22 protein-coding genes and 1 tRNA gene are annotated in these 18,701 nt (G+C 66.9%); 8 read left to right on the plus strand and 15 right to left on the minus strand.

Going from position 1 to position 18,701, the window contains the following annotated elements; all coding sequences use genetic code 11:
- Window positions 1–83 precede the first annotated feature (83 nt).
- Window positions 84–476 carry a membrane protein insertion efficiency factor YidD gene (gene yidD, locus C507_RS0102530; RefSeq protein ID WP_018698084.1) on the minus strand — a complete coding sequence of 131 codons (393 nt, stop codon included), beginning with the start codon at window positions 474–476 and terminating at the stop codon, window positions 84–86.
- A gap of 9 nt (window positions 477–485) precedes the next feature.
- Entirely contained in the window at window positions 486–935 is a 450-nt protein-coding gene (locus tag C507_RS0102535; RefSeq protein WP_026318787.1) for an iron-sulfur cluster assembly scaffold protein, read from the minus strand.
- A 183-nt stretch (window positions 936–1,118) separates the two neighbouring features.
- Here C507_RS0102535 and folE point away from each other — a divergent pair, with 183 nt between their 5' ends.
- From folE to C507_RS0102550, 3 genes are read left to right on the plus strand one after another with little or no spacing between them, the layout of a single operon-like run.
- Window positions 1,119–1,730 (plus strand): GTP cyclohydrolase I FolE, encoded by a 612-nt coding sequence (gene folE, locus C507_RS0102540; RefSeq protein WP_018698086.1) that lies wholly within the window; start codon window positions 1,119–1,121, stop codon window positions 1,728–1,730.
- Window positions 1,727–2,152 (plus strand): phosphoribosyl-AMP cyclohydrolase, encoded by a 426-nt coding sequence (gene hisI, locus C507_RS0102545; protein WP_018698087.1) that lies wholly within the window; start codon window positions 1,727–1,729, stop codon window positions 2,150–2,152. The genes folE and hisI overlap by 4 nt, the downstream gene beginning before the upstream one ends.
- 13 nt (window positions 2,153–2,165) lie before the next feature.
- Window positions 2,166–3,176 carry a patatin-like phospholipase family protein gene (locus C507_RS0102550; RefSeq protein ID WP_018698088.1) on the plus strand — a complete coding sequence of 337 codons (1,011 nt, stop codon included), beginning with the start codon at window positions 2,166–2,168 and terminating at the stop codon, window positions 3,174–3,176.
- Window positions 3,177–3,300: 124 nt separating this feature from the next.
- Here the strand turns inward: C507_RS0102550 and C507_RS0102555 are convergent, their stop codons facing one another.
- On the minus strand, window positions 3,301–3,732 hold the full coding sequence (locus C507_RS0102555) for a CBS domain-containing protein (RefSeq protein WP_018698089.1): 432 nt from the start codon (window positions 3,730–3,732) through the stop codon (window positions 3,301–3,303).
- 239 nt (window positions 3,733–3,971) lie between these two features.
- Window positions 3,972–4,766, minus strand: a complete 795-nt coding sequence (locus C507_RS0102560; RefSeq protein WP_018698090.1) for a rhomboid family intramembrane serine protease — start codon at window positions 4,764–4,766, stop codon at window positions 3,972–3,974.
- A gap of 378 nt (window positions 4,767–5,144) precedes the next feature.
- Here C507_RS0102560 and C507_RS20180 point away from each other — a divergent pair, with 378 nt between their 5' ends.
- Window positions 5,145–5,798, plus strand: coding sequence for a transglutaminase-like cysteine peptidase (locus C507_RS20180; RefSeq protein WP_018698091.1), 654 nt, complete (start codon window positions 5,145–5,147; stop codon window positions 5,796–5,798).
- Between the two features lie 12 nt (window positions 5,799–5,810).
- On the opposite strand, the gene C507_RS0102570 is transcribed toward C507_RS20180, so the two are convergent.
- The 4 genes from C507_RS0102570 to C507_RS0102585 all read right to left on the minus strand — a co-directional run bounded on the left by C507_RS0102570 (window position 5,811) and on the right by C507_RS0102585 (window position 8,413).
- Window positions 5,811–6,338 (minus strand): gamma carbonic anhydrase family protein, encoded by a 528-nt coding sequence (locus tag C507_RS0102570; RefSeq protein WP_018698092.1) that lies wholly within the window; start codon window positions 6,336–6,338, stop codon window positions 5,811–5,813.
- A 5-nt stretch (window positions 6,339–6,343) separates the two neighbouring features.
- Window positions 6,344–6,556, minus strand: coding sequence for a DUF3126 family protein (locus C507_RS0102575; protein ID WP_026318788.1), 213 nt, complete (start codon window positions 6,554–6,556; stop codon window positions 6,344–6,346).
- A gap of 74 nt (window positions 6,557–6,630) precedes the next feature.
- Window positions 6,631–7,464: a serine O-acetyltransferase gene (cysE, locus tag C507_RS0102580; RefSeq protein ID WP_018698094.1), complete on the minus strand. Its 834-nt coding sequence runs from the start codon at window positions 7,462–7,464 to the stop codon at window positions 6,631–6,633.
- A 172-nt stretch (window positions 7,465–7,636) separates the two neighbouring features.
- Window positions 7,637–8,413, minus strand: a complete 777-nt coding sequence (locus C507_RS0102585; RefSeq protein WP_018698095.1) for an alpha/beta fold hydrolase — start codon at window positions 8,411–8,413, stop codon at window positions 7,637–7,639.
- A 207-nt stretch (window positions 8,414–8,620) separates the two neighbouring features.
- Here C507_RS0102585 and C507_RS0102590 point away from each other — a divergent pair, with 207 nt between their 5' ends.
- The 4 genes from C507_RS0102590 to gpt all read left to right on the plus strand — a co-directional run bounded on the left by C507_RS0102590 (window position 8,621) and on the right by gpt (window position 11,416).
- Complete coding sequence (locus C507_RS0102590; protein ID WP_018698096.1) at window positions 8,621–8,866, plus strand: zinc-finger domain-containing protein; 246 nt, start codon at window positions 8,621–8,623, stop codon at window positions 8,864–8,866.
- 15 nt (window positions 8,867–8,881) lie between these two features.
- Complete coding sequence (locus tag C507_RS0102595; RefSeq protein ID WP_018698097.1) at window positions 8,882–10,057, plus strand: FAD-dependent monooxygenase; 1,176 nt, start codon at window positions 8,882–8,884, stop codon at window positions 10,055–10,057.
- A gap of 63 nt (window positions 10,058–10,120) precedes the next feature.
- The gene (locus C507_RS0102600) at window positions 10,121–10,873 is read left to right on the plus strand and encodes a competence/damage-inducible protein A (RefSeq protein ID WP_018698098.1); all 753 of its coding nucleotides are present in this window, start codon (window positions 10,121–10,123) and stop codon (window positions 10,871–10,873) included.
- 27 nt (window positions 10,874–10,900) lie between these two features.
- On the plus strand, window positions 10,901–11,416 hold the full coding sequence (gene gpt / locus C507_RS0102605) for a xanthine phosphoribosyltransferase (RefSeq protein WP_018698099.1): 516 nt from the start codon (window positions 10,901–10,903) through the stop codon (window positions 11,414–11,416).
- Between the two features lie 27 nt (window positions 11,417–11,443).
- On the opposite strand, the gene C507_RS0102610 is transcribed toward gpt, so the two are convergent.
- The 7 genes from C507_RS0102610 to C507_RS20185 all read right to left on the minus strand — a co-directional run bounded on the left by C507_RS0102610 (window position 11,444) and on the right by C507_RS20185 (window position 18,699).
- Entirely contained in the window at window positions 11,444–12,472 is a 1,029-nt protein-coding gene (locus tag C507_RS0102610) for a dipeptide ABC transporter ATP-binding protein (RefSeq protein ID WP_018698100.1), read from the minus strand.
- On the minus strand, window positions 12,469–13,443 hold the full coding sequence (locus C507_RS0102615) for an ABC transporter ATP-binding protein (protein WP_018698101.1): 975 nt from the start codon (window positions 13,441–13,443) through the stop codon (window positions 12,469–12,471). The genes C507_RS0102610 and C507_RS0102615 overlap by 4 nt, the downstream gene beginning before the upstream one ends.
- A gap of 2 nt (window positions 13,444–13,445) precedes the next feature.
- Window positions 13,446–14,354 carry an ABC transporter permease subunit gene (locus C507_RS0102620; protein WP_026318789.1) on the minus strand — a complete coding sequence of 303 codons (909 nt, stop codon included), beginning with the start codon at window positions 14,352–14,354 and terminating at the stop codon, window positions 13,446–13,448.
- Window positions 14,355–14,373: 19 nt separating this feature from the next.
- Window positions 14,374–15,381 (minus strand): ABC transporter permease subunit, encoded by a 1,008-nt coding sequence (locus C507_RS0102625; protein ID WP_018698103.1) that lies wholly within the window; start codon window positions 15,379–15,381, stop codon window positions 14,374–14,376.
- Between the two features lie 107 nt (window positions 15,382–15,488).
- Window positions 15,489–17,087 carry an ABC transporter substrate-binding protein gene (locus C507_RS0102630; protein WP_018698104.1) on the minus strand — a complete coding sequence of 533 codons (1,599 nt, stop codon included), beginning with the start codon at window positions 17,085–17,087 and terminating at the stop codon, window positions 15,489–15,491.
- A gap of 405 nt (window positions 17,088–17,492) precedes the next feature.
- A tRNA-Leu gene (locus C507_RS0102635) sits at window positions 17,493–17,579 on the minus strand.
- An 82-nt stretch (window positions 17,580–17,661) separates the two neighbouring features.
- Window positions 17,662–18,699 (minus strand): tyrosine-type recombinase/integrase, encoded by a 1,038-nt coding sequence (locus C507_RS20185; RefSeq protein ID WP_018698105.1) that lies wholly within the window; start codon window positions 18,697–18,699, stop codon window positions 17,662–17,664.
- Window positions 18,700–18,701 lie beyond the last annotated feature (2 nt).

The following is an 18,701-nucleotide window of genomic DNA, read 5'->3' on the forward strand; positions in this document are numbered from 1 at the left end:
CCGGGGCAGTCGAGGCACAGCTTTTGGCGGCGCGCGGGCGCGCGGTCAACACCCCGGATGCCGCACCGACGCAGTCCGGCGGTTCATCGATCGAGCCGCGTTGCCGGATCGATATGACGGCCCGACCAGCGGCCATAGTCCCAGGGCCGGTACCAGCGACCGCCCGAGTGGTCAGCCCGATCCGGGACGGGATCGAAGCCCGATGCGCCGAAAGGCTGGCACCGGCACAGCCGCGCCAGTGTCATCCAGCCGCCGGCCCAGAAGCCATGCCGGCCGATGGCTTCGTCCGCATAGTGCGAACAGGTGGGCAGGTAGCGACACTGGCGACCGATGAAGGGCGAAAGCGTCAGCTGGTAGAGCCGGATCGCGCCGCGACCGATGAAGATCCCGGGGCCCCGGCGCGCCGGGGCGGCGGTATCGGCGTCGGCCGCGCCCTCACCCTGGTGTTTCGCCGGATGGCAGGCCGCCTCGCACATGGCTGCCCCTCAGGCGCTCGCCTTCTCGCCCGTCCGCGCCTCGATCTGGCCGAGCGCATCAACCACGGCATCGAAGGTCAGCATGGTCGAAGCATGGCGGGCCTTGTGGGCGCGCACCGGCTCGAGATAGCGCAGATCGGACCAGCGACCCTCCGGCGGCTGGCCGTTCTCCTTGAGCATCCGGCGCATGGCGTCGCGCACGTCGCGCAGCTCCTGCGGAGTGGAGCCGACCACCGTGCGCGCCATCACCGATGACGAGGCCTGGCCAAGCGCGCAGGCCTTCACGTCGTGGGCGAAATCGCTGACCACGCCGTCTTCCATCTTCAGGTCCACCGTCACCGTCGAGCCGCAGAGGCGGGAATGAGCGGTTGCGGTTGCGTCCGGCTCCTCCAGGCGGCCGAGCCGCGGAATGTTGCCGGCGAAGTCGAGGATCTTCTCGTTGTAGAGGTCGTCGATCATGACCGTCCCGTGAAGCACTGGAGTCGGGCGCGCATGGCGTCTGGCGTGTCGTTCCTTATATGGTCCTTGAGGCGAATTCTCCAAAGAAGGGGTCGCATGGCTGGCCTGCAGCGGCTACCTCTTCGCATTCGACCGCAAAAGCGGCCACACGCCAACGCGCCCGAAGCACTCGAAAGCCTGGACATGGACGCAATAGCCGACACCGAAGACCGTCGCGACAAGGCCGTTCGCCCGTCGCGCGAAGAAGCCGAGGCGGCGGTGAAGACGCTGATCGCCTGGGCCGGCGACGATCCAGCGCGCGAGGGCCTTCTGGAGACGCCGGCGCGCGTCGCCAGGGCCTACGCCGAGCTGTTTTCCGGCTACGACGGCGACCCGCAACTCGTGCTCGACCGGGTGTTCGAGGACGTGGCGGGCTACGCCGACCCCGTGCTGGTCAAGGACATCGCGTTCCATTCCCACTGCGAGCACCACATGCTGCCCTTCTACGGCAAGGCGCACGTCGCCTATTTCCCGGAAGGCGGGGTGGTCGGACTGTCCAAGATCGCGCGCCTGGTCGACATCTACGCACGGCGCCTGCAGACGCAGGAAACCATGACGGCGCAGATCGCGGACGCCATGGAATCGGCGCTGGGCACGGGCGGCGTGGCAATCATGATCGAGGCGGAGCACCTGTGCATGTCGATGCGCGGCATCGCCAAGGCCGGCGCCCAAACCATCACCTCGCGCTTTACCGGCGCATTCAAGGACAACGCGACCGAACAGGCGCGGTTCTGGACCATGGTGCGCGGGCGATGAGCGAGACGAATTTCGGCGAGCCGCTGGCAAACAAGGCGGAGCAGGACGAGGCCGCTGCGTTGCGCCCGCGCTTCGATGCGAACGGGCTCGTCACCTGCGTGGTGACGGACGCCGACACCGGCCTGCCGCTGATGGTCGCCTACATGAACGCCGATGCGCTGGCGAAGACCATCGAGACCGGCATCGCCCACTACTGGAGCCGCTCGCGCGGCGAACCCTGGCGCAAGGGCGACACGTCCGGCTCCGTGCAGAGCGTGGTGGAAATGCGGGTCGACTGCGATCAGGACGCCGTCTGGATCAGGGTGCGCGTGGCCGGCTCCGGCGCGAGCTGCCACACCGGCCGCGTCTCCTGCTTCTACCGGCGCGTAGCCGTGGGGCCGGACGACGCGCAAGCCGGCACCGTCACCTTCGTCGAGGACTGAGCACCGAAGACCGATGCCAGCCACCGAAAGCGCGCCCGGCCCGCACGCCCTTCCCACCGATGCGCCCGTCTGGTCGAAGGACTTCACGCCGCGGATCGGGCTGGCGCTGGGCGGCGGGGCGGCGCGCGGCTGGGCCCATATTGGCGCACTCAGGGTTCTGGAAGAGGCCGGGATCCGGCCCGATATCGTCACCGGCACCTCCATCGGCGCCGTCGTCGGGGCCGCCTACCTGGAAGGCAAGCTCGACCAGATCGAGGATTTTGCCCGCTCGCTCAACCGCCGCAAGGTCCTGGGCCTCATCGATCCGATGCTTGGCAGCGCCGGGCTGATGGGTGGGCGGCGGCTGGTACGGCTCCTCAAGCGCGATCTCGGCTCCGTTCGCATCGACGAGATGGAGCGGGCCTTTCTGTGCGTCTCCACCGAACTCGGCACCGGCCACGAGATCTGGCTGCGCTCCGGCGACCTGGTGGACGCGCTAAGGGCCTCGTTTGCCTTGCCGGGGGTGTTCCAGCCGGTGGAGATCGGCGGCCGCTGGCTGGTGGACGGGGCGCTGGTCAATCCGGTGCCGGTGTCGGCCTGCCGGGCACTGGGGGCGCGCGTCGTCATCGCGGTGAACCTGCACTCCGACGTGTTCGGGCGCGGCACGACGGTGGTCCACGCCATGCCGCCGGGTCCGGTGGACGCCCTGCCTGAAGCGGCAGCGGCGCACGCGGCCCGGGAGACCGACGACGAGCCGGGATTCTTCCAGGCGCTGCGTGAGCGGTTCCGCCTGCGCATGTTCGGCGACGATGACGTCGGCCTGCCGGGGATGATGGGTGTGATGATGGAGTCCTACAACATCATGCAGGACCGGCTGACGCGGGCCCGCATGGCGGGCGATCCGCCGGACTACGCGGTGGGACCGCGCGTCGGCGATATCGGCCTCTACGACTTCCACCGGGCCGACGAGGCCATCGAGCGCGGCGCCGAGGCCACCCGGCGTGGCCTCGACGACATCCTGCATCTCATCGAGACGCTGCGGTAAGCGCGCGTCGCTGCCGGATAAGGCCACCCAGCCGGAGCCGGTGAGCAAAGCGAACTCGGCGTGAGGGATATCCTTAAGCCGCAACGCCGGACGGAAAACCGGTTCCCACTTTTCCTGGCGATGCTCACGCCGTCGCGATGTAGCTCCGCATTTCCTCCGCCTCGCGCTCGGCCTGGGCGATGCGGTGCTTCACCACGTCGCCGATGGAAATCACGCCGATCACCGCGCCGTCCTTGAGAACGGGCATGTGGCGGAAGCGGCCGGACGTCATGCGCTCCATGACGGTGCCGATGGCATCGTCCGGCGTGACGGTGATGACGTCGCGGGTCATCAGCTCGGCCGCCTTCGACTTCAGCGCGTCCGGACCGTGCGCGGCACAGGCCTTCACGATGTCGCGCTCGGAGAGGATGCCGTCGATGCGGCCGTCCGACCCGGTGATGAGGATCGCGCCGATACGGTGCTCCGTCAGCACCCGGCAGATGTCGGCGACGGTCTCGTCACCGGTGGCGGTCACGATGTCACGGCCCTTGTCGGCCAGGATGGATGCCACGCTCATAGTCGCCTCCCTGGAGCCTGCCCCCAAACCGGCCGAAGCGATCCGGCCGCGCCGGGGGTGCTCGCTACTCGTTTCCGCCACCATCCGGAGATGGCGGCCGTTCAGCTCGCAGACCGGCGAAGACGGCCGGCCAGAACCCCGGATGATGGCACGATCAGGCCGGGGCACAAGCTGGAATTGATCGAGACAGCGGAGTGTGGCCCCAGAGGGGCATCGCGATGCGCGGCCGGCGACCGGTCTCAGGCGGACCAGGGATCGCCGGACGGACGCGAGCGGCCGGTGCCGACCGGGTCGAACACCGGGAACAGGAACAGCCCCGCCAGGAAGCCGCCGATGTGGGCCTCCCAGGCGATCACGCCCCCCTCCCCGAGAATGGACGATGACCCCAGCCCGACCAGCAGGTTGATGCCGAACCAGACGCCGAGGAAGATCATCGCGCGGGAATTGCGGACGGTCTCGGCGAGCGTCAGCGCCGGCACCCGGTAGGCGCGCTCGTCGGCGACGCGGAACGCGCCGAGTGGTGCCCCCATCTGGAAGACGAAGCGGGCTGCGGCGGCCATCTGGGCCGAGATCGCGGCCGAGGCGCCGATGACGGGCACCATGTCGCCGAAGTGAAGCGCCAGATGGATCGCCGCGCCGGCCACGGCTCCGGCAGCGGAGAAGGCCAGGAAGCGCACGGTGCCGAAGCGGCGGGCGAGCGCGCTTCCGAAGGCGACGAGCCACAGGCAGTTGACGAGGAGGTGGGTGAAATTGCCGTGCAGGAACGCGTAGGTCAGGAAGGTCCAGAGCGAGGCGCCGGTATTGAGAACGGCCCACAAGGGTGCATCGGCGCCGAGCGGCAGACCCGCCGCCAGCAGGTCGCCGGCATAGCGCGCGGGAATGAAGGCGAACAGAAGCAGCACCTCCACATCCCCCTCGTAGGAGAGGAGCTGGGTGCGGATCAGGTGGATGACTGCCAGGACCGCCACGAGCACGACGACCGTCTGCGGGATCGTGAACATCGGTTCGCCGCGCGGGCGATCGGGAAAGCTCATGAAGCGGAACGCATGTGGACCATCGGTTGCCGGGCCGTCACGGGTACAGGGGAAATCTCCGCGGGACAATGCGCGCCGCCGCCGCAACGCCGCTGCCCGGGAGGTCGCGCCCCGCCCTTCTGGTGTAGGGCCGCGACCACCCGCGAACAAGGCGCAAGCCTCTCGACCGGCCCACCGGCATCGTTACCCAATGGTAGCCGGGCTCGTGTCGGGTCTAATCAATTTCAAGCCGTCCGTTTCATCGCGCGGCAAGCGGCCGCGTGCCAGTATCCGGCCATGATCGGAGCTGCACGGCCATTGCGAGGCCGAACGGGGATCCGGTCGCGACCGTCGCCGCTCCGGCAATCGAGCCTCCCATCAGAAGGCCAGGATTGATCGATGAAACGACCGCACCGGATCGCCTGGCCTAGCCTGGCCACCACCCTCCTCGCGGGAGCCATGGTGGCGTCGGCGAACGGCGTGGCGGCGGAAACCAACCGTTTCATGCCGCTGACCTCGCCGACGGAGGCTCCCGAGGGCTTCGTGGAATTCTGCACGCGCTTTCCGGTGGATTGCCGCCAGTCGGGGGCTGCGTCACGGGCCGTCGTGCTGACCAACGCGCGCTGGCTGGAGCTCGTCGAGGTTAACCGGCGGATCAACGCGATGATCGAGCCCACGACGGACGAGGCGTTCTACGGGCGCGAGGAGTTCTGGACGTTTCCCCAGACCGCCGGCGACTGCGAGGACTATGTGCTGCTCAAGCGGCACGAGCTGATCGAGAAAGGCTGGCCGTCGAGCGTTCTTCTGATCACCGTGGTGCGCGACGAGCACGGCGAGGGCCATGCGGTCCTGTCGGTGGGCACCGACCGCGGCGATCTCATCCTCGACAACCGGACCAACGTCGTCCTGCCGTGGATCAACACGCCCTACCACTACGTCAAGCGGCAGGGGGTCGGCGACCCGCGGGGCTGGGTCCGGGTGCTGGACATGCGCACCACCACCGCCGTGGGGTCGATCCGCCCGCGTGACGCGGACACCCTCCCCCACGACTGAAACTGGTTCTGTTCAGATTAGCTCGAGGCCGCTCGCGTAGCGCTTCCAGTTGGCGACATAGTGCGCCGCGCTGTGGGTCAGCGCCTTCTCGGCCTCCGCATCCAGCGTGCGGATCACCTTGCCCGGCATGCCCACCACCAGCGAGTTGTCGGGAATCTCCTTGCCCTCGGGAATGAGGGCATTGGCACCGACAATGCAATTGCGCCCGATGCGGGCGTGGTTGAGCACGGTGGCGCCCATGCCGATCAGCGAATTGTCGCCGATCGTGCAGCCATGCAGGATCGCCTTGTGGCCGATCGTGCAGTCGGCACCGATGGTCAGCGGAGCGTCCATGTCGGTGTGGAAGACCGACCCGTCCTGGACGTTGGAGCGCTCGCCGATCTCGATCCACTCGTTGTCGCCGCGCAGCACGGCGCCCCACCAGACGCTTGCGTCCTTGAGGAGCCGAACGCGGCCGATGAGGACCGCGGTCGGGGCAACCCAGTGGTCCCCCTCGCCCGGCAAATCGGGGCGCGCGCCCTCCAGAGCGTAAAGCGGCACGGTGCCTACTCTTCCACGTCGATCTCGAGGATCGACATGGTGAAGGTCCACGACAGGTCCTCGTCCTCGTCGTCGCGGAACAGGACGCCGATGAACTCGTCGCCGAGATAGACCTCGGAGGAATCCGTCTTCTTCGGGCGGGCCCGAACGGTCAGCGTCGGGCAATTAAATTTCCGCTGCAAGTAGTTCTGTACCTTAGCGATTTCCGCCTTATCCAAGAAATCCTCCAGTTGGGAATCTGAGGTGAGAAGAAGGCGAAGGCCACCGGCCTCCGCACGGTTTGCGACGGCGCTCAGGCGCGCTCGTCGAAATCTGCGAGGATCTGGTCCATGGAACGCGACGGCTCCGCGCACCCCGCCGCCCCGACGACCCGGGCCGGCACGCCCGCGACGGTCGACTTGGGCGGAACCGGCTTCAAGACCACCGACCCAGCGGCCACGCGCGCACACTGTCCGACTTCGATGTTGCCGAGGATCGCCGCATGAGCGCCAATCAGTACGCCGCGCCGGATCTTCGGATGACGGTCGCCATCTTCCTTGCCGGTGCCGCCGAGCGTGACGCCCTGCAGGATGGAGACATCGTCCTCGATGACCGCCGTCTCGCCGACCACGACGCCGGTCGCGTGATCGATGAAAATGCCCTTGCCCATCCGCACGGCGGGATGAATGTCGACCTGGAACTGAGCAGACGCCCGGCTCTGCAGATAGAGCGCGAAGTCGCGCCGCCCCTCTTGCCAGAGCCAATGGGCGAGACGCTGGGTCTGGATCGCCTGGAAGCCCTTGAAGTAGAGGACCGGGTCGATCAGCCGGTGGCAGGCCGGATCGCGGTCATAGACGGACACGATGTCGACCCGGAGCGTGTCGGCAAGATCGGGCTGCGCGTCGAACGCCTGTCGGAAGGCATGCCGGATATGGGTCGGGCCCACGGCCGGATCGCCCAGCCGGTCGGCGAGACGCTGGCCCACCACGTCTTCCAGGCAGGACTGGTCGAGAACGGTTGCGTGCATGAAGCCGGCGAGCGCCGGCTCCGACTGCGCGATCCGGCGCGCGTCCTCACGAATCCGCTCCCAGACCGGATCGTGACTGACCAGCGGAGCGACGGTTTCGCGCTCGGTAATCGAAGCCATGGCCGCGTGTCCTTTCGTGGTGTCGCGATCCGTGGGGTGAAAGATAGTGCCTCGGCGCGCCGGAGGCAAAGCCACGGAGCCATCGCAGTCTCGTGAGCGCGAGATTGCGCAATCGGCACCGAAGGTCAAATGCCCAGGCCGCAGATCGGTTTCGCGGTCCGTCCGCCAGCGGTCAGGGACGCTCGGCCAGGAACGCCAGCACGCCGGCCTTGTAGGCCTTGTCGCCGACGGCCAGCATGTGGTCGCGGCCGGGAATGATGCACACCTTCGCACCCGGAATGATCGCGGCGAGCTCATCCGCAGACCCGGCGATGTCGTCGGTCGTTCCGACAGCGATCAGGGCGGGCGGCTGAAGTTCGGCGATGGCTTCCTCGGTGATCTTGTTGTTGGAGGCCCGCATGCAGAGCGCCAGCGCCTTCAGGTCGCTTTTCGTCTGCTGGGCAAAGAGGCGGAAGCGCCGCCCGAGTGACGTCTGTACGTCGTCCAGCGTCGGTGCCTCCAGCGCCGAGGCGATCTCCTCCTGGCCGCCGACACCGCGGATCATGCCGTAGCCGAGACCGCCGAAGGTCACGCTGCGCACCCTTTCGGGATGGGAAAGCGACAGGAAGGCGGAGATCCGCGCGCCCATCGAGTAGCCCATCACGTCGGCGCGCTCGAGACCGAGATGATCGATCAGCCGAGCCGCGTCGCCCGCCATGACATGGGCTCCGTAAGCTTCCTTTTCGTAGGTCTTCTCGCTTTCGCCGTGGCCGCGATTGTCCAGCGCGATGACGCGCCGGCCATCCTTCAGAAGCGTATCGACCCAGCCGGGCGTCACCCAGTTCATCTCCGTGGAGGAGGCAAAGCCATGGATGAGCAGGATCGGGTCGCCCTCGCCCTCGTCGAAGTAGGCGATGGACAGGCCGTCGGAGGTGAAGGTCTTGGTCTGGTAGGGGGAAGCCACGGTCACTCGCAGGACAGGAGTCGGTGTCGGATCGGAACGGTGCGAACCTTAGGGTTTCGCCGCCGGTCAGGAAAGGGCACCCCTGGCTGCGCCTGCGGCAAAGCGAGCGGCCTCCCCCTTTGGCATTCGTGCTGCATTGCGCTAGGTATCGGCCGGATTGCGCGATATCGTCCGCGCGAAATCGAGTCCGACCAGATTTGCGGAGCGCCGGCCATGGCGGAGAATGTCATTCCCCATTTCCAGAACGATCCCGGCGTGGATCGGATTCGGGTCGGGGCGAAGGAATTCATGTGCGTGGGCGCGCGCCCGCCGTTCGATCACCCGCACGTCTTCCTGGACATGGGCGACGAGGGCGAGATCGTCTGCCCCTATTGCTCCACCCACTATATCTACGATGCCTCACTCAATCCGCACGATGCCGATCCGTCGGCCTGCGAGTTCAAGGAAGCGGCGGCCTGAGCAGGTCGCTCCGTCATGACTGAGGCTGGATCGATTGCCGTCGCCGGCGCGGGCATTGCCGGACTGACGAGCGCGATCCAGCTTGCTCGTCGCGGCCACACCGTCGACATCTACGAACGCGCTGCCGCGCTGAGCGAGGTGGGCGCGGGCATCCAGCTTTCCCCCAATGTCGGCCGCGTGCTGTCCGCGCTCGGCCTCGACGACGCGCTCGACGCGGTGGCCGTGCGACCACGGTCGGTGGAGATGCGGTCGGCAGCGACCGGTCGGCTCATTGCCCGGGTGCCGCTGGGACAGGCAGCGGAGGCGCGGTTCGGGGCGCCCTACCGCGTCATCCATCGCGCCGATCTTCAGCGGGTCCTGCTGGACGCCGCCCTTGCCTCTCCCTCGATCCGCCTGCACCTCGACCGTTGCGTCACCGATGTCAGCCAGACCGACGATGCGGTGTCGATCGATCTCAGCGGCGAACAGCGGGCCGCGGCGCTGCTTCTGGCGTGCGACGGAGTCTGGTCGGCCCTGCGTCCGGCCGTGAGCCAGGCGAGAGCGAAACCGACCGGACAAACCGCATGGCGAACCGTGATCGACGAGCCGGGCAACGCAGCCGAGCCGGTCACGGAGCTTTGGCTCGGGCCGGATGTCCACATCGTGCGCTATCCCGTGGCCGGCGGCGCCGGGTCGAACATCGTCGTGGTGATGGCGGACGCAGGCAGCTCGCCGGCGCCAGGCGCGACGGAGACGCCGGGACGGTTGCCCGAGAACAGGCTGTCCCGCCTCGACCCGAGCCTGCGCGAGACGCTGCTGTCGGTTTCCACCTGGACCCGGTGGCCGCTCTTCGGCGTTGATCCGCGCGCGCCCTGGACGAAGGGCCGAATCGGACTTCTCGGCGATGCCGCCCACGCCATGCTGCCCTTTTTGGCGCAGGGCGGCGCCATGGCCATCGAGGATGCCACGGAGCTGGCCATTGCAGTCGAAGAGCATGGCGCAACGCCCCAGGCGCTGGTCGCCTATGAACGCAGACGCAAGCCGCGCGTCGGCCCGATCTGGCGCGAGGCCGGGCGGCTTGCCCGGGTCTATCATCTCGGCGTACCGGCCTCGCTGGCGCGCGACATGGCGCTCGCCGCGCTGGGTCCGGAGAGGCTCCTGCGGCGCATGGACCACATCTACGGCTGGCAGCCAACGACGCTGCCGACTTGAGGCCGTGCCCGGCTCGGGGTAGACGAGCGCACCGAATTCCCGTCACCGACAGCGGTTTTCCCGATGACAGACGACGATCTCACCGCCTCCCCCTCCCAGTCGGTCACCGCCGGAATCGTGGTGATCGGCGACGAGATCCTGTCCGGCCGGACCAAGGACACCAATGCCGGCTACATTGCGGAATATCTCACCGAGCACGGCATCGAGGCCTGCGAGATCCGCATGGTGCCGGACGTGACGTCGATGATCGTAGAAGCGGTCGACACGCTGCGGGCGCGCTACACCTACGTGTTCACCACCGGCGGCATCGGCCCGACCCATGACGACATCACGGCCGACGCGATCGCCACGGCCTTTGGCGTCGGCATCGAGATCGACCAGCGCGCCGTGGCAATGCTGCGCCAGCGCTATCCCGAGATGGACCTGACGCCGGCGCGGCTGCGCATGGCGCGCATCCCGCACGGGGCGGAACTGATCGAGAACACCGTATCGGGCGCCCCGGGCTTCCAGATCGGCAACGTGTTCGTGATGGCCGGCGTGCCCAAGATCATGCAGGGCATGCTCGGCGGCATCGGTCCGCGCCTGCGCTCCGGCCGCAAGATTCTCAGCGACAGCGTCACCGCGCTCCTGCCGGAGGGCAAGATCGCCGAGCCGCTGTCGGAGATCGCCAAGACGTTTCCGGACGTGAGCATCGGCTCCTATCCGCATTTCGACGGCGAGGGATTCCGCACCCAGATCGTGATGCGCAGTCGCGACGCGGACCGGATCGCCACGGTGAAGACCGCCGTGGAAGCCGCGATCCGGGACCTCGGCTGACTTCAGACGACCAGCAAGGACACCAGAATGGCCGAGCCCACCGCCGCCCCGCCGGATAAGGCATTTCCCGTTTCCTGGGACCAGTTTCACCGCGACGCGCGTGCGCTGGCCTGGCGCCTCGCCGGTCAGGGTGATTTCAAGGGGATCGCCTGCATCACCCGCGGCGGGCTGGTGCCGGCCGCCATCGTGGCCCGGGAGCTGGGCATCCGGCTCATCGATACCTTCTGCGTAGCCTCCTATCACGAGTACAAGACGCAGGGGAATCTCACGGTGCTCAAGGGCGTCAGCCAGGCGCTGACCGAGGTCGGCGGCGAGGACGGCGAGCACGTCCTCATCATCGACGACCTGGTGGACACCGGCGCCACGGCGAAGGTGGTGCGCAGCTTCCTGCCGAAGGCGCATTTCGCCACCGTCTACGCCAAGCCCCAGGGCCGGCCGCTGGTGGACACCTTCATCACCGAGGTGTCCCAGGACACCTGGATCTACTTCCCGTGGGATCTGGGCCTGTCGTTCCAGGCACCCATCTCCGGCCACAAGGCCTGAGCAGACGGATCGGGGCGCGCGCCCCGATCAGCCCGCCGGAACCTCGTCGTGGCTGGCGCCCCAGTCCGCGTCCAGGTCGATCCAGCCCTGTGCGATGCCGTGGCAGGCAACCTGCGCACCGTCAACGTCGTAGAGCGGCGGCCGCTCGGCAATGCACACATCCCGTGCGTAGGGGCACCGCGGATGGAAGGCGCAGCCGCTCGGCGGGCTGATCGGCGAAGGAATTTCGCCGGTGAGCTTGATGTTCTGCCGCTTGCGGCGGGGATCGGCCACCGGCGTCGCCGACAGCAGTGCCCGCGAATAGGGATGCAGCGGCCGCTGGAAGATCGCCTCGGACGTGGTGATCTCCACCGGACGGCCGAGATAGAGAACCAGCACGTCATCTGCAACGAAGCGGACCACCGACAGATCGTGGCTGATGAACAGGTAGGTCAGCCCGAACTCTTCCTGGAGGTCGGCGAGAAGGTTGAGCACCTGGGCCTGGATGGAGACGTCGAGCGCGGAGACCGGCTCGTCGAGGACGAGGATCTTCGGGTCGAGCATCAGGGCGCGGGCGATGGCGATGCGCTGGCGCTGGCCGCCGGAGAACATGTGCGGATAGCGGCCGTAGTGCTCCGGCCTGAGGCCGACCCGCTGCAGCATGGAGAGCGCCTTCTCGCGGCGCTGCGCTGCGGACAGCTTTGTGTTGATGACCAGCGGCTCTTCCAGGATGGTGCCGATCTTCTGGCGCGGATTGAGCGAACCGTACGGGTTCTGGAAGACGATCTGGACCGTGCGGCGCAGCTCCTCCATCTGGCCCGACCGCGCCCCCGTCTCCTCGCCCACCGTGTGGCCATCGATCACCAGCCGGCCGCCCGTCGGCGGCTCGATCATGGTGACGAGCCGGGCGAGCGTCGACTTGCCGGAGCCGGATTCGCCGACCACGGCGAGCGTCGAGCCGGCCTCGACGGAGAAGCTGGCGCCGGCGACTGCGCGCAGGGTCGCGCTGCCGCCGAACCAGCCCCGGCCGACCTCGTAGTGGCGGGTCACGTCGTCTGCCTCGATGATGCCGGTCATGCCGCGGCCTCGCCGGTGTGAAGGGGATAGTGGCAGAGCGCCTCGCCCAGCTCCGGCGGCTGGCGCGGCGGCTCCACGGTGCGGCAGCGCTCGTCGGCGAAGGCGCAGCGCGGGTTGAACAGGCAGCCTGTCGGCCGGTCGCCCTGCCCCGGCACCACGCCGGGGATCGCGGGAAGCCGGTCGCCGGTGGCGCGGTCCGGCAGCGCGTCGAGAAGCGCCGCCGTATAGGGATGGTGCGGCGCGTCGAAGAGGCCGGTGACGTCCTGCCGCTCCACCTGCTTGCCGGCATACTGGACGACCACGCGCTGGGCGGTTTCCGCCACCACGCCCATGTCGTGGGTGATCAGCACCAGCCCCATCTCCGTCTCCTTCTGGAGATCGACGAGCAGGTCGAGGATCTGGGCCTGGATGGTCACGTCGAGCGCCGTCGTCGGCTCGTCGGCGATGAGCAGCTTGGGCCGGCAGGAGATCGCCATGGCGATCATCACGCGCTGGCTCATGCCGCCGGAGAGCTGGTGCGGAAACGCCGACAGGCGCTTTTCGGGCTCCGGGATGCCGACCAGCGAAAGAAGCTCGATGGCGCGCTTCTTCCGCTCCGACCGGCCGAGGCCGAGATGGGTCTTCAGGGCTTCGCCGATCTGGAATCCCACCGTGAAGCACGGGTTCAGGCTCGACATCGGCTCCTGGAAGATCATCGAGATGTCGCGCCCGATGATCTCGCGCCGGCGGCGCTTCGAGGCCGTCTTCAGGTCGACGCCGTCGAACTCCATGTGAGCGGCGGTTACGGTGGCCGTGGGCGGCAGCAGTCCCATCACGGCGAGCATCGCCACGGACTTGCCCGAGCCGGATTCGCCGACGATGGACAGCACCTCGCCGGCATCGACGGAGATGTCGACGCCATCGACGGCCTTGAAGGCGCCGGTGGAGGTGGCGAAGGTGACCGAGAGGTCGCGGATGTCGAGAAGGGGCATCCTCAGCTCCGCTTGAGTTTCGGGTCGAGGGTGTCGCGCAGCCCGTCGCCGACGAGGTTGATCGCCAGCACGGTGACCAGGATGGCGACGCCCGGCAGCGTGACCAGCCACGGCGCGCGGGTGATGAACTCGCGGCTGTCGGCGAGCATCGTGCCCCACTCCGGCGTCGGAGGCTGGGCGCCCATGCCGAGGAAGCCGAGGGCGGCGACGTCGAGGATGGCGGTGGAGAAGGACAGCGTTGCCTGCACGATCAGCGGGGCGAGGCAGTTCGGCAGAATGGTCCTGGTCATCAGCCGGACCTTGCCGGCACCGGCGACGCGGGCGGAGACCACGTAGTCCTTGTTCTTCTCCGACAGCACCGAGGCGCGCGTCAGCCGGACGAAATGCGGCTGCAGGACGAGCGCGATGGCAATCATGGCGTTGCGCAGGCCCGGACCGAGAATGGCCACCAGGACGAGGGCCAGGAGCAACGACGGGAACGCCAGGATCACGTCCATCAGCCGCATGATGACGGTGTCGACCCAGCCCCGGAAGAAGCCGGCGACGAGGCCGAGCAGGATGCCGCTGACGAGCGCCAGCGTGACCACGACGAGGCCGATGACGAGCGAGTAGCGCGCGCCATAGATAAGCCGGGAAAGAACATCGCGGCCGACGGCATCCGTTCCCAGAAGGAAGGCGGCCTTGCCATCGGCGTCCCAAACCGGCGGAACGAGCAGCGAGTCGCGGAACTGCTGGTCGGGCGAGTACGGCGCCAGGAGCGGCGCAAGCAGCGCCACGATCACCAGCGTCAGGAAGACGAAGAGGCCGGCGACGGCGCCCTTGTTCTCCGAGAAATAGTACCAGAACTCCTTCAGCATCGCCCGGCGGGCGGAGCGGCTGGAGCGCGTGGTGTCGGCGGCGGTTTCGGTCACGGTCTGATCGGTCATGGCCTCACCCCTGCCTGATGCGCGGATTGATGAAGCCGTAGAGCAGGTCAACCATGAGGTTCACGACCATGACCACTGCGGCGATCAGCAGGAGGCCGCCCTGCACCACCGGGTAATCCCGCTTGAAGACGGAATCGAGCATCCACTTGCCGACCCCCGGCCAGGAAAAGATCGTCTCGGTGAGGATGGCACCCGCCATCATCACGCCGACCTGCAGGCCGATCACGGTGACCACCGGGATAAGGGCGTTGCGCAAGGCATGCAGCCCGACAATACGACCGGACGACAGGCCCTTGGCGCGGGCGGTCCGGACATAGTCCTCGCCGAGCACCTCCAGCATGGCCGAACGCGTCTGGCGCGCGATGACCGCAAGCGGGATCGTCCCCAAGACGATGGACGGCAGGATCAGGTGGCTGACGGCGGAGGCGAAGGCCCCCTTCTCGCCGGATAGCAGCGAGTCGATCAGCATGAAGCCGGTGACCTGCGGGAAGTAGTACATCAGCGAGATGCGGCCGGAGACCGGCGTCCATCCCAGCGTGACGGAGAACAGGATGATGAGCAGCAGGCCCCACCAGAAGATCGGCATGGAGTAGCCGACAAGGGCCGTCGTCATGATCGACTGGTCGTAGATGGAGCCGCGCTTCACGGCGGCGATGACGCCGGCCGGAATGCCGATGATGACGGCAAGAAACATGGCGCAGAGGGAGAGTTCGAGCGTCGCCGGGAAGCGCGCCAGGAACTCGTCGAGAACCGGCTGCTTGCTGACCAGCGAGGTGCCGAAATCGCCGTGCAGGATCGCCCAGAGATAGTCCCAGTACTGGACCACCAGCGGCCGATCGAAGCCAAGAAGCTCCTGCAGCTGGGCGTAGCGCTCGGGCGTAACGCCGCGCTCGCCGGCAAGCAGCAGGATCGGATCACCCGGCAGCACGCGGATGAAGGCGAACGTGACGATCGAGACGCCGATAAAGGTCGGGATCAGGATCCCGAACCGATGGAGAAGAAATCGGAGCATGGTGCCTCTGGCGAACGGGCTCGCGGGAAAGGGGGCAAGACGCCGCCCCTCCCCGCGACATCACCCGGAACGGGGCGGCGCGAGGCCGCCCCGACCGTCGGGCGGACTTACTCGGAGATGTCCACGCCGTAGAAGATGTGACCGCCGAACGGGTCAATCTTGTAGTCCTGGACCTTGTCGCTCATCGCCTCGCTGACGACGGAGTGCGCGATGGTGGCCCACGGCGCCTGCTCCTTGAAGACGACCTGCGCCTCCTCGTAGAGCTTGGCGCGCTCGGCCTGGTCGGACACGACCTTCGCCTTCTGGATCAGGTCGTTGAACGGCTCGTGGCACCACTGAGCGCGGTTGGAACCGCCGACGGCGTCACAGCCGAGCAGCACGGCGAGGAAGTTGTCCGGGTCGCCGTTGTCGCCCGTCCAGCCCAGCAGCACCGCACCGTCGCGGTCCTCGGCCTTGGAGCGCTCGAGATACTCGCCCCACTCGTAGGACACGACCTCGGTGTTGACGCCGATCTTCTCGAAGTCAGCCTGGATGAGCTCGGCCATGCGGCGGGCGTTCGGGTTGTACGGACGCTGCACCGGCATCGCCCACACCTTCATGGACAGGTCGGTGACGCCTTCGTCCTCGAGCATCTTCCTGGCCGCATCCGGATCGTACGGATCGTCCTCGAGCTGGTCGTTGTAGGACCAGATCGTCGGCGGAATCGGCGCCTTGGCGACCTTGCCGGAGCCCTGGAACACGACGTCCAGGATTGCCTGCTTGTTGATCGCCATGTTCAGGGCCTTGCGGACCTTCGGATTGTCGAAGGGCTCGACCTGGGTGTTGTAGGCGAGATAGCCGACGTTCAGGCCTTCCTGCTGCTTCAGCTGCAGACCGTCGGTCGACTTGATCTCTTCAAGGTCGGCCGGGTTCGGATACGGGTCGAGATGACACTCGCCGGCCTTCAGCTTCTGAAGGCGCACCGCCTGGTCGGGGGTGATGGCAAAGACCAGGTTCTCGATTGCCGCCGGGTCGGTCCAGTACTCCTGGTTCGCCTTGTAGCGGATCACGGCGTCCGGCTGGTAGGCGACGAACTGGAACGGGCCCGTGCCGACCGGCTTCTGGTTGAGCTGCGCCTCGTTGCCGGCCTCGGCCAGCTGGTCGGCGTACTCCTTCGACTGGATCGAGGCGAAGTCCATGGCCAGGTTCGCGATCATCGGCGCCTCGGGGCGCTTCAGCACGAACTTCACAGTCATGTCGTCGACCTTCTCGATGGACTCGATCAGGTCTGGCATGGACATGCCGTTGAAATATTCCCAGGACGCGCCTTCGACGTACTGGTGATACGGGTTCTCCGGATCGAGCTGGCGCTCGAAGGAGAAGATCACGTCGTCGGCGTTCAGGTCGCGGCTCGGCGTGAAATAGTCGGTGGTGTGGAACTTTACGCCCGGGCGGAGATGGAAGGTGTACTCCAGACCGTCGTCGGAGACCTCGTAGCTCTCGGCCACGCCCGGAACCACGTTGGTGGTGCCGCGCTCGAACTCGACGAGCTTGTTGAAGACGGCGCGCGACGAGGCATCGAAGGTCGTGCCCGCGGTGTAGAGCGCCGGGTCGAAGCCTTCCGGCGAGCCCTCGGAGCAGTAGACGAAGGTCTTTGCCTGCGCCGCACCCGCGAACGCCATCAGCCCGGCCACCGCAACGGCCGTCAGTCCGTGTTTGAAGATCATCTAAATCTCCCTCTGGTTGACGCGGATCGTTGCCGCGCCCTGTGACGCAGCAAAAGCCTAAAACAACTCCAAATCAATCCGGGGGTAGCAATTTCGACCGAACGGTCAATCACGTAACGGCGACAGCGGCTTAGCACGCACTCGTTCAGCTACACCGTACAGGACGACAAAGCCGGCCGGTCGAATTCTGCCGGAAGGCGCGGCACGCCTGGAAAAACGCCAGGACGGCACCCCTTTCCGACTTGCGGCGTCGGGCTGCGGCAATCATCCACAGCTTCTTTTGCGAATTGGGGAGCTTGACCCCGCAAGCGGAAGGTGCCTGACGCTTGCGGAAGGGGTGGTACGGGCGGCGGGACTCGAACCCGCACGGCCAAAGGCCTCAGGATTTTAAGTCTAAATCACGGCTGGTGCGGGCGACGGGGATCGAACCCGTAAGTCACTGAGGACACTGAATTTTAAGTCCAGCGCGTTTACCAGTTTCGCCACGCCCGCAGTGGTAAATCGCCACGAATTTACCCCGAATTACCACCGATTTGACACCGGGGTCGAGGCTTCGCGCCACCAGAGTTTCGTGTCAGAAATCCTGTAGCTCTGGTGCTTCCGTCTTCTCGACGGGAGTCTCCAGGACAGCGAGGGCATCGTTCAGATGCTCGGGCGCCAAGTGAGCGTACCGGAGCGTCGTAGCGAGGGCCTTGTGGCCCATCCAGATCTGAACGCGGCGGATGTCGACGCCACGCTGGACCAGTCGGGATGCACAGGTGTGCCGAAGGGTGTGGATAGTCACCCCTTCGATCTTGAGGGTCTGGCACAGGCGGTCGAAGCGACGCCGGATGGACGTGTAGTCGTACCGGTGGAACGGTCCGGCCTCCCCTAGCCCCTTCCGGCGCTTGAGGATGTCCTGGCACCGCCGAGTAAGCGGGATCATGCGCGGCTGGTTCGCCTTGGTGATCCAGATGGACCACTTGTCGAACCCCTCGTGAAACCACGACCAGGGCGACTTAAGCACTTCCGAGACCCGAGCCCCGCTGTCGACACCAAACACGATCAGGTCAGCAAGCTCCTGGTCTCCCCAGGACACGGCCGTCCGGACCATCCGTTGCTCCTCGTCCTCCGTCAGATACCGCACGACGTGGGCGTGTTCCTTGAAGAACGGGATCTCCGGGCGCTCCTTGATTGCCCCGAGCCGCTTGGCGAACCTCATCGACTTGGACAGGACGGCCATCTTCCGGTTCACCGTGGCGAGCGTGTTGCCGTGCTCGGTTTGGAAATGGTCGACCATCTCGTCGATCTTCCTGCCGTCCAGCTCGTCAACCGGGAACTCAGTCCCGGTGAAGCCGAGGATGTGGTTGGCGATCCTCTGAGCGCTCGTCGATGAAGCCGGCAGCTTCGCGTAGTGGTGCTTCATCGTGTATTCCATGAGCTGGCCCATGGTCTGCACCTTGCCCTTACGGGAAGGCTTGGCCGTTGGGATCGGCTTGCCGAGACGACACGCCTCGCGAACCTTCGCCTCCCATTTCTCGGCTTCTTCCGAGGTCGGGAACGTTTCTCGATAACGCTCCCCCTTGATCATGAAGGAAGCCTGAAAGCTCCCTCCTCGGGGATAGACTGCCATCG

The organism is Amorphus coralli DSM 19760 (assembly GCF_000374525.1).
GTDB classification, from domain to species: domain Bacteria; phylum Pseudomonadota; class Alphaproteobacteria; order Rhizobiales; family Amorphaceae; genus Amorphus; species Amorphus coralli.